This is a genomic window from Lysinibacillus sp. 1 U-2021, from assembly GCF_029916965.1.
GTDB classification, from domain to species: Bacteria; Bacillota; Bacilli; order Bacillales_A; family Planococcaceae; genus Lysinibacillus; species Lysinibacillus capsici.
The window spans coordinates 3598478-3613955 of sequence record NZ_CP123966.1 but is presented as its reverse complement, the minus strand read 5'-3'; the positions used below and the strand labels follow the sequence as shown (position 1 = coordinate 3613955).

15 protein-coding genes and 2 pseudogenes are annotated in these 15478 nt (G+C 36.3%); 4 read left to right on the top strand and 13 right to left on the bottom strand.

Translation table 11 applies throughout. The annotated features are described in order from the left end of the window. Positions 1–40: 40 nt before the first annotated feature. The 13 genes and pseudogenes from QH639_RS18915 to QH639_RS18855 all read right to left on the bottom strand — a co-directional run bounded on the left by QH639_RS18915 (position 41) and on the right by QH639_RS18855 (position 11538). Positions 41–2689 carry an acetate and sugar kinases/Hsc70/actin family protein gene (locus QH639_RS18915; RefSeq protein WP_281114985.1) on the bottom strand — a complete coding sequence of 883 codons (2649 nt, stop codon included), beginning with the start codon at positions 2687–2689 and terminating at the stop codon, positions 41–43. A 23-nt stretch (positions 2690–2712) separates the two neighbouring features. Further along, the gene (locus QH639_RS18910) at positions 2713–3408 is read right to left on the bottom strand and encodes an iron-dependent peroxidase (protein WP_081977432.1); all 696 of its coding nucleotides are present in this window, start codon (positions 3406–3408) and stop codon (positions 2713–2715) included. Further along, positions 3399–4676 carry a normocyte-binding protein gene (locus QH639_RS18905; RefSeq protein WP_348638162.1) on the bottom strand — a complete coding sequence of 426 codons (1278 nt, stop codon included), beginning with the start codon at positions 4674–4676 and terminating at the stop codon, positions 3399–3401. The genes QH639_RS18910 and QH639_RS18905 overlap by 10 nt, the downstream gene beginning before the upstream one ends. A gap of 1 nt (position 4677) precedes the next feature. Next, complete coding sequence (locus tag QH639_RS18900; RefSeq protein WP_227744911.1) at positions 4678–6324, bottom strand: serine/threonine protein phosphatase; 1647 nt, start codon at positions 6322–6324, stop codon at positions 4678–4680. A 28-nt stretch (positions 6325–6352) separates the two neighbouring features. Then, complete coding sequence (locus tag QH639_RS18895) at positions 6353–7192, bottom strand: PP2C family protein-serine/threonine phosphatase (protein ID WP_131520633.1); 840 nt, start codon at positions 7190–7192, stop codon at positions 6353–6355. Positions 7193–7198: 6 nt separating this feature from the next. Beyond that, positions 7199–7726: an FHA domain-containing protein gene (locus tag QH639_RS18890; RefSeq protein ID WP_036075044.1), complete on the bottom strand. Its 528-nt coding sequence runs from the start codon at positions 7724–7726 to the stop codon at positions 7199–7201. A 36-nt stretch (positions 7727–7762) separates the two neighbouring features. Continuing rightward, the gene (locus tag QH639_RS18885) at positions 7763–8338 is read right to left on the bottom strand and encodes an FHA domain-containing protein (protein ID WP_281114984.1); all 576 of its coding nucleotides are present in this window, start codon (positions 8336–8338) and stop codon (positions 7763–7765) included. 29 nt (positions 8339–8367) lie between these two features. Next, on the bottom strand, positions 8368–8802 hold the full coding sequence (locus QH639_RS18880; RefSeq protein WP_036075042.1) for a J domain-containing protein: 435 nt from the start codon (positions 8800–8802) through the stop codon (positions 8368–8370). 89 nt (positions 8803–8891) lie between these two features. Beyond that, entirely contained in the window at positions 8892–9287 is a 396-nt protein-coding gene (locus QH639_RS18875; protein ID WP_281116213.1) for a membrane-associated protease 1, read from the bottom strand. Then, positions 9178–9534, bottom strand: a pseudogene (locus QH639_RS18870) (ISAs1 family transposase); the annotation flags it as partial. The gene QH639_RS18875 and the pseudogene QH639_RS18870, both read right to left, overlap by 110 nt. Before the next feature lie 541 nt (positions 9535–10075). After that, the gene (locus QH639_RS18865; protein WP_001303800.1) at positions 10076–10258 is read right to left on the bottom strand and encodes a hypothetical protein; all 183 of its coding nucleotides are present in this window, start codon (positions 10256–10258) and stop codon (positions 10076–10078) included. A gap of 126 nt (positions 10259–10384) precedes the next feature. Next, on the bottom strand, positions 10385–10855 hold the full coding sequence (locus QH639_RS18860; RefSeq protein ID WP_000862533.1) for an SEL1-like repeat protein: 471 nt from the start codon (positions 10853–10855) through the stop codon (positions 10385–10387). A gap of 2 nt (positions 10856–10857) precedes the next feature. Continuing rightward, positions 10858–11538 (bottom strand): RHS repeat-associated core domain-containing protein, encoded by a 681-nt coding sequence (locus QH639_RS18855; RefSeq protein ID WP_281116212.1) that lies wholly within the window; start codon positions 11536–11538, stop codon positions 10858–10860. On the opposite strand from QH639_RS18855, the pseudogene QH639_RS18850 reads away from it, so the two are divergent. The 4 genes and pseudogenes from QH639_RS18850 to QH639_RS18840 all read left to right on the top strand — a co-directional run. Continuing rightward, a pseudogene (locus tag QH639_RS18850) lies at positions 11521–11628 on the top strand (IS3 family transposase); the annotation flags it as partial. The gene QH639_RS18855 and the pseudogene QH639_RS18850 overlap by 18 nt on opposite strands. Positions 11629–11729: 101 nt before the next feature. Next, positions 11730–11966, top strand: coding sequence for a tyrosine-type recombinase/integrase (locus QH639_RS26550; RefSeq protein WP_001354210.1), 237 nt, complete (start codon positions 11730–11732; stop codon positions 11964–11966). Between the two features lie 62 nt (positions 11967–12028). Next, positions 12029–12376, top strand: coding sequence for a hypothetical protein (locus tag QH639_RS18845; protein WP_278234014.1), 348 nt, complete (start codon positions 12029–12031; stop codon positions 12374–12376). 221 nt (positions 12377–12597) lie between these two features. Further along, a complete protein-coding gene (locus QH639_RS18840; RefSeq protein ID WP_278234015.1) occupies positions 12598–15279 on the top strand; it encodes a hypothetical protein in 2682 nt (893 codons plus the stop codon). The last annotated feature ends 199 nt before the right edge of the window (positions 15280–15478 follow it).

Sequence of the window (15478 nt, the reverse complement as noted above, 5' to 3'; positions counted from 1 at the left end):
TGTCACCCACCTCTTTTCTTTTTTATCACGTGAGCTTGCTCTACTTTAATCCGTCAAAGAAATCTAGATCCGATAAATCAGCTTCAAAGGCGAAGAATTCCTTCTTTCCAATAAACAGCTGTTCGTCTTTTCGTGCTACTGGCACCACATGAAAGCCCCAATGATCTTCGCCTGCAAAAACAAAGAATTTCACTTCGCCATTCATGATAGAATCCGTCTCGTCTTGTGGAATTTTATCGTAATAGTTTGCCGCAATATTTTCATAAAGAACAGGCTTAAAATTCTCAGGACGATTAAAGTAAGTGTATTTATAGGATGACTGATTGTCACTGCCAGTTAGGAAAAACTCCACCTCTGTTACACCCCATGGACGGGAAATAGTACCATGAATTTGGTTTAGCCTTTCTAAGCTACTAATAAGTAATTTTTCCTGGCGATTATGTGTAAAGGCACTTACAGCATAAGGTACAACAGGAGCATGATTTGTCACTTTTGTTTCAATCATGCCTATCTTTTTCGCATTTAAATAACGCAGTGCTCCTCTAAGGCAAGCAAGCTTTAATTCTGGCACTTTACCAATATTTTCAGCTTTTTGCCTAAATTCAATGCTTCGTCCGGGTACAAATTCTTTTAAGGCCTCACGAAATGCATCAATCTTACAGGACTGTCCAGTTAATTTAATAATAGAGTATTCGCCCAAAAGACCACTCTCATAAAATTCCTCTAAAAACTCACGCACAATATCATAAATATCAGCCTTTATAAGATGATTAATTTCTTTTATGTTGAAAAAGACATTTGGATAATCATAAACTTCCTTAAATTGATTGTTTTCAAGCAGAGATAGGCACCATCGATCTACTGCTGTCACATTTAAATCGCTATCGTGCTGCATATCACTGTCCGAATAAAAGCGGCTTCTTAAAATGCCTGTTTTACGGAAAAATTCCTTCTTCATTTCCTCTGCCATTTCCCATAAGAAATAATAATTATTTCTGACACGTAAGTATTCATCACGTGTGCGATTTTCATATTCCTTAAAGCGAGTTGGAATGATATACTCAGCATCTGAAAAGGCTTTTTCAAATTGTTTGTATACCTCGTCAACCCCATGATCGTCTACATATCGATAAATATCCTTGCCTGGAATATCAATGAGTGCATCAATATCATAAGCACTTTTTCCCCGACTATAGTAATTGGCAAAGACAATCTTCATAAATTGGAAAATACGATAGGTAATATTGTTGCCACCAAAATTGGTATCTCCATTTTCATAGGTTGTATGAATATCAATTTTGTATGAAATATGTCCATCCTCTATTCGAAACTTACAGGAGGAAAGGTCGGTTGTTCCACCACCACAATCAATGACCAGTGCCTTATATTCCTTCCCATCCAAGAAGCTATTATTCTCTATTTGATTGGCGATTGTATTATAAAGAACCGCCATCCCTTCATCGAGAGCATGTTCTGTTTCGATGTTGTATTCAGGTAAAATTGTCTGAAACATATCTAAAAATTGATTTTTCAGCTTTACAGGACTGGAAATATGTAAATGCTTGAAGCGACATTTAAATTGATGTTCTGCCATTTGAATAATATAAAGCATAAACTCTCTTAATATCTGACTTCGCGGAACAAGTGCTGTATTTCCGTTCGCATCCATTATCTCTTCCAATTTGGCATAATTACTAACCCAGCGTTTAATGCCTTGGAATTTCGTTGCCAATGAAGTGTAGCTATTTTTTTTCATCATTTTTAACGCTTCATAGCCATAGTAATAGCTCACTTGATCTTGATTTGAGCAATCTGCCACTGTCATGACTGTCGGCACTACTTCGATCCATTCATTTTGGTGAAGCGGATCTGGAAACTGGACAAAATTAATGCTATTTAGCTGAATTCTGTCATTTAATAGGTCATGGCTACAAGGAGAAGAGACATAATCACTTTCTAAGTAAACACCAGCCGTTGTATTGGTAGTTCCAAAATCAATGGCAAGAATCGCATCGGTTGTTTCCAGCTGTTTAATCTCTAAATCTGGTATTGGAACCTTATAGTAGTGAAGGTTTGTAGGCGGAAGTGGGGTCTCCTGATAGTAAGTCTTATAGATATACTCAGAATCTTGCTTTCGTAAAAATATAAAGCTGTAGTTTTTATTGTTAGTCTTTCGAATTTCTAGTGCCTCATCTGCCGCAAAATAGTACTTGTTTGGCTGCTGATCGTCTTTTATAACATGAAGGATGCCGCAAAGATCTAGCTGCTCATTGACTAGCAGTACATTGGATTCAACTAGAAATCCTCCTGTTTCTACGAAATACTGGTCTGGCTTATCAATTTTCATACCGCTATATAAGCTCATTTTGGCAGGAATTTTTATCTCACCATTGTCAGACAGTGGTGTTTTTAAATACTGCTGCACAGCCGCTTCTACTCTTTCGAATCCCCCATCCTTACTTTCTTTAATTAGAGGGTTTTCTTCAGCGCCACGATATCGTAAAATTTTGTCGATTAACTCGTCTCTGGTTAATGTATTAATAAGCCCTGTCACAAGTTTTTCCTTATAACAAATATTCCTCAGCTGGAAGGTTGTCATTTCCATTAATTCTACTCGTGTATAGGTCATAAACTTTTTTTCTGTATAACGCTTATTCGCATACAGTTTATATGAATATTTAGTCGTCATTACGAATCCCTCCTCTGCCCTGTTTAGTAAAGAGCTATTCGATCTAGCTTCATTGTTTCCTCTGCATCGATTATGCCGAAGTGATATTGCCAATAAACCTCTATATGGAAGCTGATAGGCAAAAATATTTCCTGTATGAGCTGTACCTTTTGCTCATTCTGCTCTGTCTTCTTCTGACGTATATATAAAAGCAGCTCATCTTGCTCCTCTGATTTTACATAGATGAAACAACCTTTAAAGAGCCTTTTTAGCGTATCCTTTAATAAGTAAATTTCATCCCCGGTCTGGTACAGTCTCAGCATGTTCAGGACCACGATTTCTTGTTCCTTTTTTGAAAACGAACAAATATTATGACGTACTACATTGCCAAATACATTGGCTTCGATATCTTTTAAAATAAAGCGAATAAAAAACTCTTTTTTATTCATCCCCTGCATACGATCAATGTCAGCTAAGAAATGCAGTACGATGTCAAAAAAATATTCCCTAAACGCTCTATCAGATGTATTATCCGGGTGAAAAAGATTGTTAAAAATATCAAAGTAGCGATAGTACGGATTTACTTCGACGTGCTGCTCAACCAACTGTGTATTTAAAAACTGTGGACTAAGCTCCATATAGGGCGAATATGTCTCGGCAAGGTGAAAATTTATATCCTTTTTAGAAAGTCCTTCATCCTCGGCTTTAATGAGCAAATCCCAAATATAATTCATAGCCACACACCTACACATTTATATTCAAAGAAATGTCGCTGTACCTCGGATACTAAAAAGCTCAAAATATCATTTGCTATAAAATCTTTTTTCTCTTTTGCCTTAAACTTTAGTAGCATCGTTTTTTTATGACTATTTTCTCCTATCATTTCTGTTAAGAAAGGGTTTACTGAATGCGTAAAACCTGCTCTTGAAAAAGAGTCCACTATCTCCACATCTACTAGCTCAACGCTAACAGCTGCCTCGAAGGAGTTAATCATCCTAGTAATCTCCCCCTTCGTTTTAACATTTGCAGTATACTTACTAGCAAATTTGTGCATAAAATGCTCTATTCGTCGATTGGAAACAAGCTCATAATGAAGCTTTCCAATTTTTTCATCTTCCATTTTTGCAATTTTGATTAACTGCCAAACCCCTGATTTGTCTTGTGGTGAAACAATGGTTAATTCATTATCTGAACGTTTAACGTAGCGAACATTCTCCTCATCCGCTTCAACAAGATACCCATGCTCGTTGCCAATTTTGCGGATTGAAAGGACATGCTCATAATTGACCTTATCGATAGCAGGAATGGGGAACCCCACATTCTTGACCTCATGTCGCTCAATATTCCATAGTGGAACCATGTCCACTCTCTTTTTTGGCTCGTATTCCTCTAAATCAACTATTATCTCAATGATTTCAGTATCTTCATTGAAAGGTGGACAATCCACTAAATGTACATCCAAAAATTTATAGGCGTATGGGTGATTAATGGTTTTCCATGGCAATCCATTAATTTGGAATATCGGATATAGCTGATCGATTTCTTGCAAATAGTCTGAATTTCTTGAAAGGCTTACCTTTATCTCTAGTTGTCCTTCTGTTGTGACGAGAGTTCCGTTAAAGCGTCGCTTCTCAACTAATAACTGCTGAATTTGTATCGAGTCACACTCTAGAAATAAAGTACACAGGACAGCTTGTTCTTTGTTTTTTAACGATTGAAGTAATTTGGCTGTATCGATTGCTTTCGTTTCTAAATCAGTTGGTCGCATCGGAAATAAATATTGATGAATCGGGTCAACATCCTCCTTTGCACTAAGCGTGACATAAATGTCAAACCTATTCTCAACATCTTCTATTTCGTTAAATACTCGCTCTTCAAGCTTTCTATTCATTTCATCCTGATAGTCAATTAAATTTACAAAAACGCCACTGACAATATCTTTTAGCAGTTGACGTTGCTCTAAATCCTCTATTTTGCGTAACCGTTCAAACATGAGCTCTTTTATCACTTTACTTTCCCTCTTTCATCACTTCAGCATCAGATGACTCATTAGCAGCTGCTCCTTCTTCAAATGGTATTGCCGCTTCGTAAGATGGGTCTATATCAGTAGCCGGTGCCTGAGGAGGTGGATTTAATTTATCATTGGCGTTCATAACCTTTCGCTCAAGACCTAAAACCTTTGACAGTAGCTCTGTCTCCTGATAAATTTCCTGTGCAAGTGTATAATATTCAATCGCTTTTCCGTACTCTTGACGTGCATAGCTCTGATCTCCACTTTTTTCTAAACCTTCTGCCTTCAATTCCTTCTGGGCCTTTTTCAATTCAGCAATTTTAGCCTCTGTCTCTTCTATTTTTGTCTTTATTTGAGGCTCGCCCGTATAGGAGATGGTGAGGGCCTTTTTCCTTGCCTTTTCATATGTTTCAAGTGCCCCATTGTAATCTTCTGCTTCAAATCGAAAATCTCCATCCTTCACAGCTTCAGCAATTTGAACAATCGTATCCATATTCGCTATTCTTTGCTCAGTAGCTTCCTTTCCAAAGTTCTTAATGAGCTTCCCTTCTTTTTTAGCCTTTTCATATTGCTCAAGAGCATCTGTAAATTTTCCTGCTTCAGCTGATTTATCTCCATTTAAGATGAGATCAGTAATTCTTAACTTTTTAGCCAGTAAATTTCTATGTATTGGATCCTTCAATTTTTTGGCTGCATTTCTGCCCTCACTATATTCCAGAAGCGCTTTTTCATAATTTCCATCTTGAAAATAAAGATTTCCGCTCTTTTCATGGTCCTTCATTTCAACGGTTAATTCTGCCATTTTTTTGGCTTGCTTCGCTTGATAAAAAATAGTACTGCCCCCAACGACTAACGCTACGATTAATGCGGCAGCAATCATTTTAATGTACTTCATTTTTTTCTTATTTGTTTCCTGATAAACCTTATTAGCAAATATAGTGGCAATTGTATAATTATTTACAACCTTCCTTTGCCTACTTAGAAGCACCTCTTCCAATAAATCCGTGTATTGCTCAGGGTCTTTCGTGTCCTCCAGTGCGTCGGCCATTTCAATCTCATTAACATCCTCCCAAAAGCCCGCCGTACAAAGCACTAACACATCTCCATCCAATAACTTCATTTTCTTAGACACAAAGGGCTTAAAATCTTCAGGTTTACCAAGATAATTTAGTAGGTTGCTTCTTTCCTCGTGCTGGCTTATATCCAGTGAACGATTTCTGCTGTTTACGATCTCCTGCGCTAAGCTTTGATCAGTAGTTTTATACGATAAAGTACCATTTCGAAAATGATATAGCCTCGAATTTCCCGCGACTGCAACAATCATTTTTGAGTAATCTGATATGACGATAACAATACTTGCCTTTAATCTTACCCTTAAGCTTTGAGCCTGAAGTATAGCTTGCGCATTTTTTAGATATTTTTTAATACTTCTTCTGGACATAGATGGTTTTTCCATAAACTTTTCCAAAATTGCCTTCACAGCAAGTTCTGCGCTACTTATTTCCTGATCAGAATCTAACCCTTTTACAGCTACCCAGCAGGCTACATCGTCGAGCTCTGTATAGGCAAAGTAATCTTTGTTCTGCAAAAATGAACCAGCTTCAGATAGAAAACTAGTTTTAAAGTCGCTGTTTTCTTTTCTCATGATTACTCCTCCTTAACATGTAAAATGTTTACCATGTTTTTTCTAGAATAACGATGGTTGCATTATCTTGATTTTTTAAGCGTTTTTGTTCAACAGCTTTAATAATGTCTTGAGCAATATCATAGGGAGGAGTTGGCTGTGAGAGAATTTTTTCCATTTCAACCTCTGTTAACGTATCATAGACTCCATCGCTAAATAGACAGACCTTATCGCCCCTATTTAGCTGAATAGGGCTCTTCCCTATATCTAAATTTTTAAAGCCTTCATACCCTAAATAATTGATAAGTCTCTTTTTCAGAGGATTTTCTTGCACCTCAAGCTGAGTTATTTCACCAGAAATATATCGCTCTGTTAATACTGATTCAAAAATATGCTTTTGGTTAACCGCTATAAATTCGCCATTTCTAAAAATTTTGATAACACTATCTCCTACAGCCCCCCAATGGAGTAAACCTTCCTTGTCGATAATGGCCGTGACTAGGGTAGTTCCTCCGTTCGAGCCATTTAAATTTTCTAAAATCATATGATTACTTGCTATGGCTGCTTCCTTAAAATAGTTAGGTAGATTTTTTAAGGTAGTAAGCTTTTTAAATTCTTCTATAAATGTCGTTACAGCGATAGTACTGGCCATACGACCATTGGCTAAACCACTTATACCATCTGCAAGCACTGCAATTGTGCCATGCGTTGTTTCGGTTGTGGAGAAATAATCATCCTGTTCATCACGTCTTCCAATCGTTTGACCATTCCCAATATAAATTTTCCCTTTATCCATTTTTTGAGCTAGAATAAATCTGATAATTAGCAAAACGATGAGTATAATGATGAAAATTAAGGCAATTATGTAAGGCACTAAATTTTGGTCCATATATCATCATTCCTCACTTTGATTGTTTTCCCATTCAAAGTGAACGCCACATAATGGAATAAATAAAAACATACTTCTCCCTAACTGAATAACATCATAAGCTGCTAATTCAGTTGGGGTATAAACGGCTTCATTATTCAGATAAGCTAATCCCGAGGCATCACCTGGTAATAAATAAAAATTACGCTTTTTCGGATCATATACAATGACAGCATGATTACGATTCGAGATGGAATTATCTCCTGCTATCCGGATATGCATGTCTTCTGCTCTACCTATAAAATTCTTTTCAGATAAGATGCGATAATCTCTCCCCATTTGAGGGCCTTCAATACAAACCAACCAACCTGTTACTGGATCAATTCCATCCATTTCTCCTAAATAGGGCAATGTTTTATCTTCTGATTCAACGACAGGAGCTGTTGGGCTATTTTGTCTGTGCTCTTGCTCCACCATCACGTTACAATATGGACAAATATTGCGATGTCTCCTTGAACTAAACATGTGACCATTTGTACATCTTATCAAACTCATTTCGTTATCCCCCATCTATGTTCCGAATTTCTTTCTCTATTTCACCAAAATTCGCGTATTTGCTATGTATATCGTGTCACCATTACCTAATGGGTAAGGGATCTCTTGTTTTAATCTATTTTTAACGCGCTTATTAGCTTTTTTTAAGCCAACACCATTTACTGAATCAATATCCTCTATATACCAAATACCAGCTACACAATTTAATACAGCATGCTCATAATTCACAAGAGATTCATATTCCGTTCCACATAAATCAATATCTGCCTTATGTTCAGCTGTACTTTTCCCGATAAGCAATGAAATTTGATCACCAAGCTCCCATTCATCTACTTTCATCCCGCGTTCATTAAGTAGTACAAGCTTTGAAATGTCGTTGTTTGTTTTCGCTTGAGTGAGTGATTTTGCCTCGTATTTGAGAGAACCATAAATAATGGCAAGTATCACCATTACGGTTCCGATAACAAATTTTAAAAGGACTTCCTGATTCATAACAAAAACATATAGGATAAAAAAGAAGGCAATTGTGATAATAATAATATCGATGAGTCTTATAAACATTTTTTTCCTTGCATTGTTACTATAATCTTTACTTGGATATGGTTCCTGCATATAATCACACTCCCTCTTGCCATTTTGAATTATTTATTAAAGAAACGTTCGAATAAATCTGTAGTATCAAGAGGATTCTTCTTATTTTTCTTATGTAACGTTGAGGACGTTTCCTTTGTTTTAGGATTAAAGCCAAAGAAATGTTCAAAGTTTTTTTCAATATTGTTCATATTAAAATCTGGCCTTTTTGCAGTCGATTGTTGACTTGTCGATTGCTTGTTAGCTGAGTGTTCATGATTCCAGCTTTGCGCAGCGCCATCTAGTCGAGCATCATATGCCTTCCTAGCAGCTTCATCCTTCAAAACTTTATATGCCTCTGTTACTTCTAAGAAAATTTTTTCAGACTCTTTGTTTCCTCCGCTTACATCAGGATGATGCTTTTTTGAAAGCTTTCGATAAGCGAGCTTTATTTGATCTTGTGTCGCGTCTTTACTAATACCTAATGTGTCATAATGTGTTTTCATTTTTTCATCCCCAGTACTAGGATTATTCAAAAATTATCTAAGGAGCTATATTAAGCCCCTTAGATAATTTTTAGTGTGCTATCTCACTCTTAGACAGCGTAGCCGCCTTCGATTTTTGCCAAATCTGTTTTGTCTTTCTTTTGTTTAACAAATAAGAAGAATTCACCAATACCTTCTGTGTCACCATATCTTTCTGTATAATCCACCACAAAAGCATTTGGGAAATGAATTTTTCTTACTACTTGATCTGCTGAAACAACCTCTAATGTCACTTTACGGTAACAGTCAGCCTTTTCAGCTGGTACTAATGACCATAAACCTAATTTCATCGTATCATCAGAATTATCACCATCAGTTGCTGTAAGAATTTTACCTCTTACTTTTAAAGTGCCGGAGCGTTTTTCCATCAATTGCAATGACGTCTTTATCATCTGAAGAATGGCAGTCACGCATCCAGTTAATAAAGCACTCGTGAAATTTTGCAGGACTGATACAGGATACAACTCTGGCAATGGTATCGTGAACAGGAATACCATTTTCAAAATCACCATATTGCTTCAAAAAATCGAGATGTGTTTCCCCAAAATCCTCTATATCTTCCTAACCTTCTGCACCAGAAATAACGGCACTAATAATCAACAGTAGAATATCTGACAATTTATGTTCCACTTTCCAGGCTTGTCTGTAATCGGGAATAACAGAAATATGTTCCATCAATTTTTTAAGTTCCATTTTGTTCTCCTTATTTATGCAAGGAGTATTTGATCATATGTAAGCTGTGAAAAACAGTTTTAGATAATAAGGAATATCTCAATTATTGAACATTTAGTGCGAATTATTTAGTACAAAAAAGCGGCGTTAGGTGATCTTTCCCTGAGGTGAGGAGATATTAACATGGACAAAAACAAGAAACTTATGACAGAAGAAATATAAGGAATTATTATACAAGCTATTAAATCAACAATAAAAGATCTTTTAAAAAATAACAAAAAACAGAACACTATCAAAACATAAAAAGCAAACAAAAAATAATAAGCATGTTGATTGAATATTTTAAATACATGTTCTTTTACAATAAAAAAATGAATGGTTATCGAACAAGCCAGCAATAATAACCTTATTATTTTCATAAGCTCCATCCACTAAAATGCTGGAGATATAAAAAATGAACCAAACGGCTTCTTTGGCCCATACTTAGGTTTGGGGTGTAGAATCTTAGTCATAAGATCTATGCCGAGTCATGTGCTGGCCACATACTTAATGATACAAAAAGCTATATTTTCATCTTTTCTCTTGCGACTTTTGATGCATCTGCCAAGTACATCGTAATGATAACCGGCGACGAAGATGCCAGTTTTGGTTTCAACTTGCGCTTTGATGAGCTTGTTGCAGTCGTCGTAAACGTAATTTTGTGTGTAGGTGTTGTAGCGACTGGTAAAGTTTTTCTACTCTCCATTTTTCTGTTACCTGTTTAAAGCTACTTTTGTTCTTTCGTTAATTCTTCAATTAGTCGATCTGCATCAAGCGGCTGTTTACTCGCTTTGAGTTTATATGCCCATTGCAATGCTTCTTTTTTATTTCCCTAGTTTTTATAACAATTCACCAAGAACCATATTGCTGAACTGTCATTATTACTGGCAGCCAATTTAATTTTTTGTAACCATTCATTAGCTTCCTTGGTTTCACCTTGTTCTTGTAACTCTACATATAACCGATACTGAGCTGTCGCATGACCATTATTAGCCGCTATTTTTAACCACTGACTACTTTTTTCTTCATCATAATTGGACAACTTGTAGTACAAGAACAACCTAAAACCCGCCTCGCCATCGCCTCGTTTTGCCTGGTGTGATAAAGTATTTACTTCTTCTGGCTGCAAATAAAAGACGCTTACTGTTGATTTTGGTTCACCTTCACCTTCACCTTTTCTAGCAGAAAGCTCCGCCAATAATTTTTCCGCCTCATCAGAATGTTTTGAGTTATCCATAGCAGCCCTCACTCCAAAGTTATAAAGACATACCATGATAATCAACAAAAAAGTAAATACTTTCATTACTATTTGCTTCCTGTAGGTGTAAATTTATGAAAGTCCCCTGGTTGTTTCTCGTCTGGCACCAATTCAAACGCCCCGTTGTCCTTACCGCCTATTGTTATCCTAGCTGTTTGCCCCATAATAGCATAGTTTCCATCCGGCCAAATCCATATTATTTCATCAGGAGCAATCACTGTAGCATCAAGTTCGTTAGCTAGTTTCTGTGCAAATGAATTTTTGCCTTTTCCTGTTTCGCAGGAAAACAAGACTACAGGCATACCTTCATGATATTTAGGATTCGCTCTTATGTCGCTAGCTAATTGTTTTATTGTCAGATCACTTCCTTTTTTGATTCTGTCATCACTCATAGATGTAGGCGAACCATGACCTCCAACTGTAAAACCCGTTGGAAATTCCCTTACATTAAGAGAACCTTTATATATAGGATCTGACGGAGAATAATAATTCAAATCAAGTGCTAACCCCAACGGATCTATATGTTCAATAGGATTGAGTGGGTACTGATACAGGTTCCATCCCCCCTCCAGCCCTATCGGGTCCTGGGTGATATATCTCCCCTGCAACGGATCATAGTACCGGTTGCGGTTGTAGTACAGCCCCGACTCCTCATCATACTGCTGTCCCGGCAGACGGAGTGACTGCTGAAGGTGCTGCGCGCTTTCCTCCGGGCAACGGTGTTTAATTATATCGAATGTGATTACAATCGGTGGCGGCGGCACAGTTGGTGTGGCGGCCTCAGTCCGGAACAATTTGAAAACAAGAACCTCGCTTAGGCCTGTGTCCATATTACGTGGGTAGGATCAATGATCGTACTAAGCCGATCTCAAAGGAAAGCATTAATCAGGTAATTGAGCTATTAGGATAAAAAGGAAGGCTGACGGGGCATGGTTTTCGTCACACAATGAGTACCATTCTGCACGAAGAAGGATTCAACTCTGCATGTTTCGAAACACAACTTGCACATGTGGATAAGAACGCTATTCTCGGGGCTTACAATCATGCACAGTATTTGGAAGGGAGACAACAGATGATGCAGTGGTATAGTGAATACATAGATAGCTTGTCTAGAAATAGACTTCCGCAATTTTTTCTTCAAAAAAAGGCAGTATGAACAATAAATCTAGTTGATGCATACAAAGGTTTATTGTCGATAGCAAGAGGAGCGTCAAAATCATGAATGTACAGAAAACCAAATTTTCATCTAAAGAATTTCTAAGGCGCCGTCGCCCTGAAAAATTTTCTGATTCAACAATCAGAGAGACTGGTACTTTAGACAGAGTTGTACTGGAACACTTCCTCTCTACGCTAAATACAAGAAATCAAGAACTACAATTCGAAGATTTTGCAAAAAAAATATGTGAAAAAATAATTTGCCCTAATCTCCTTGAACAAACTGGCCCTGTAGCAGGGGGGATGGTAAAACTGACACACAAACATTCCCTGTTTCAGAACAGAATAAGCTTCTTTGGTTCGAAGGCGTTAATGAAGCATCAAATAGAGAACGCTGGGCCTTTGCGGTAAGTACACGTAAAGACTGGAAGAAAAAATGCCATGAAGATGTACTTAAGATAAAAGAAACAGAACGTGGGTATGCTAAAGTATTTTGCGTAACGAACCAGTCTGCAAAGTCCAATATTCGTTCAGAGGTTGAGGATACACTAAAAACAAAAACTGGAATAGATGTTCGTATATTAGATATTAATTGGCTATTAGATCAAATTTACAAAAATAATTTTGAGCAATTGGCCATTGATTCATTGTCAGTTCCAACGCAATATAAAAGAGAAGTTGTTTTTGGAGAAAATGATTATAAAAAGCATAAAAAATATGAAGAGTTAACCGAGTATATTAGAGAGAAAATAAACCCTGCTGAAATTTCATATGAACAGGTGGATATTTTTTTAGAAATTGCAGAGTTAAGCGCTGAACTTGAGAAACCACTAATTGAAACACAAGGTCTATTTGAAAGAGCTATAAAAATATCAAAGAAATTCGGGACTAATCAACAATTGCTAGATGCGTATTATCAATATGCCTGGAAGTCTCATTTTTGGATGGAAGATTTTAATCTCTTTGAAGAAAATCTTCAATTTGCATATGAAAGTATTGCATCATCAACTAATTCCTCAAAATGGGAGAAAGTTTTAAATTTAGTAACCGTTCATAAAAGTTATATTAAACTTAACAACGCAACATCTACAATCGATATTGAGAATATTGAACGTAACATGCTCGCTAAACTAGATGAGATAGCTGACGATGAATCACGTCCCAGTAATGCACTCACAGCGAGAACTCACAAAGCTATTTATAAATTGACAACGTTTTCAGATGTAGAAGATGCTTCGGTTGTATTTGAAGAGTTACATGAAATTTTTAAAAATAGTGGGAATTTAATAGGCTATTCCTTTGAGAAGAACTTCCAACTTTTGAACGAACTGGATGACATTTTTTTCGAGGTAGATGCATATGAAAATTTATTAGACTATATGACTGAGCAATCTGCTGTTAGAGGTGGTGAAGTTAAAGGGGCATTATTAAATCTACGAAGAGGTATAAAGAGAATTCAAAATGGTCACCCTTATCAGGCAATCAAGTATTTAGGAAAATCATTTATACCACTCTATAAAGAGGAATCACGAGATAAATTTATATTAGCATTAAAAGCTATTGCTTATGCTTACGAATCCATTGGGTTGCTATGGAGTTCACGTTCATGCTTGCTTCTATCCGCTTCTTTGATTACAGATAACTACTGGAAGTATGATGAGATATCATTAAAGCAGGCTGAGATTTATTATAGTTTATGCCTGGCAGAAATAAAACTAGGGAAATTAGCACATGCTCTTTTATGGTATGAACTGTTTTTAATAATTAACCAAAATATCAGTGATAGCTCGTTCGGCGATAAAGAAAATCAGCAAGTTGATTTTTACATAAGTCAACTCATTTTGAACACTGACCTAAATGGAATAAATCGACAGAGTAATATTCCCGATGAACTCGATAGATTAGGTCTTTTTGTATCATCTGGATGTCTTAAATATGCTTTAGGTTATATTGAAAATTTTGAACATGAGTATGAAGTTACTGCCGATAAAGATCATAATGATTTCTTGCAAAAAATACGTGACTTTGATGCTGGATTCAATAGTAAAGGCATAAAAGATAACTATGATAAACGAGGAATATATACATCTTTTATTTTTGGATGCACTATAGAAATTAACTTTCCGAATCGGTCACCATTTATAGAGTTTTCAACTAGTATCTTAGCGCTTTTAGAGAGTGCTTTTGCAACTTGTACGATTGATAACATCCATCTGAAAGAAGCATTTTTAATTATTGAAGTAATAGCAGATGATGAAGATGACTTCTCCTTATCACATGAAATAAATAGCAATAATGGAAAACTAAACCTTACTATAAATTGCAATGGTTTTGAAATAAGTGCATTTAGAGTCGATGCTCAACAAAAAATTACTAATGAATTCAAGAAAATAGTATTTGATCTTCTCCCTGAGTTATTTTTTATAAAAAATACAGAATACATTGAAAGAATGATATTCGAAGATGCTGCATTTGACAGAGCAATTAGTTTCGGTGCCTGTATCAAAGCTATTGAAAATGTTCTTGGAAATGATATTGATCAACAAATTAAGAAAATTTATTCCACCAGTGCTGAAAAGAAAACTTACCCTCTTTTAAGAGATAAACCCTGGGATAGTGAATTTCCGAAAGTGTTGGAGATCGAGGATGTAAATGTTCCAACACCTGGTAAAGGAATAATGCCTGAAGAGGAACTTAATTCCGAAAATATAACGCATAAAGATTATTCAATACAAAGTCTAATCAAACCTCGTCTATGGGATAGAACACGCTGGCAAGGAGTAGGCTTCGCTCAATTAAAATCGTGTTATCCAGGGTTATATCTATTATTTAAACACCCCAATATAGGTGAGGATATTTTTAAAGATCTTATATCATCAGTAGGCTTGGTAGATAGTAAAGCCAGATTACGGGTTTGTATTGTCAAGGGTATTTCAGTTAAAAACCCAAATCATTATAGAGTACTGATATCTGAAAATATGATGACAACGCCATTAACTAAAAGAATGACAATGATCAGTAGAATTAATACGATGACTCCTGATAGTAACGTCAATTTAGAAAGATTTCTTGCTGCGTATCAGGCCTGTGGAAAATTCTATCTTGGATGTGATGCGATGTTAAAAAATATTGTTCCTGAGCATCCACAAAGAGATAGTTTAGGGATCGAAATGAGTACGTTAGATGTTAGGTGGGCTTGGGAAATTGGGTTAAATGATGTTGATTGTATTGGGGTTAATTTAAAAGAAGATGACCCCTATATTCCTAGTGATGTAGCTGAGATCCCATTATTGCAATTGATAAACAGTAAATAAAATGTTTGCCAAGAATACCGCCTCTTAAGGGGGCGGGTTCTAAACAAATCTTTAGCCTCTTCACTAATGCTGTTAGTGTTATCGCTTTTACAATAAATTGCCGACCTGCCCCCATTGCTTAACACACATCGAAGTAAGTATGCATTCCGAACTTCCGCCCCTCGCTCATAACAGACATTCACTACAGTTATGGTAGAAG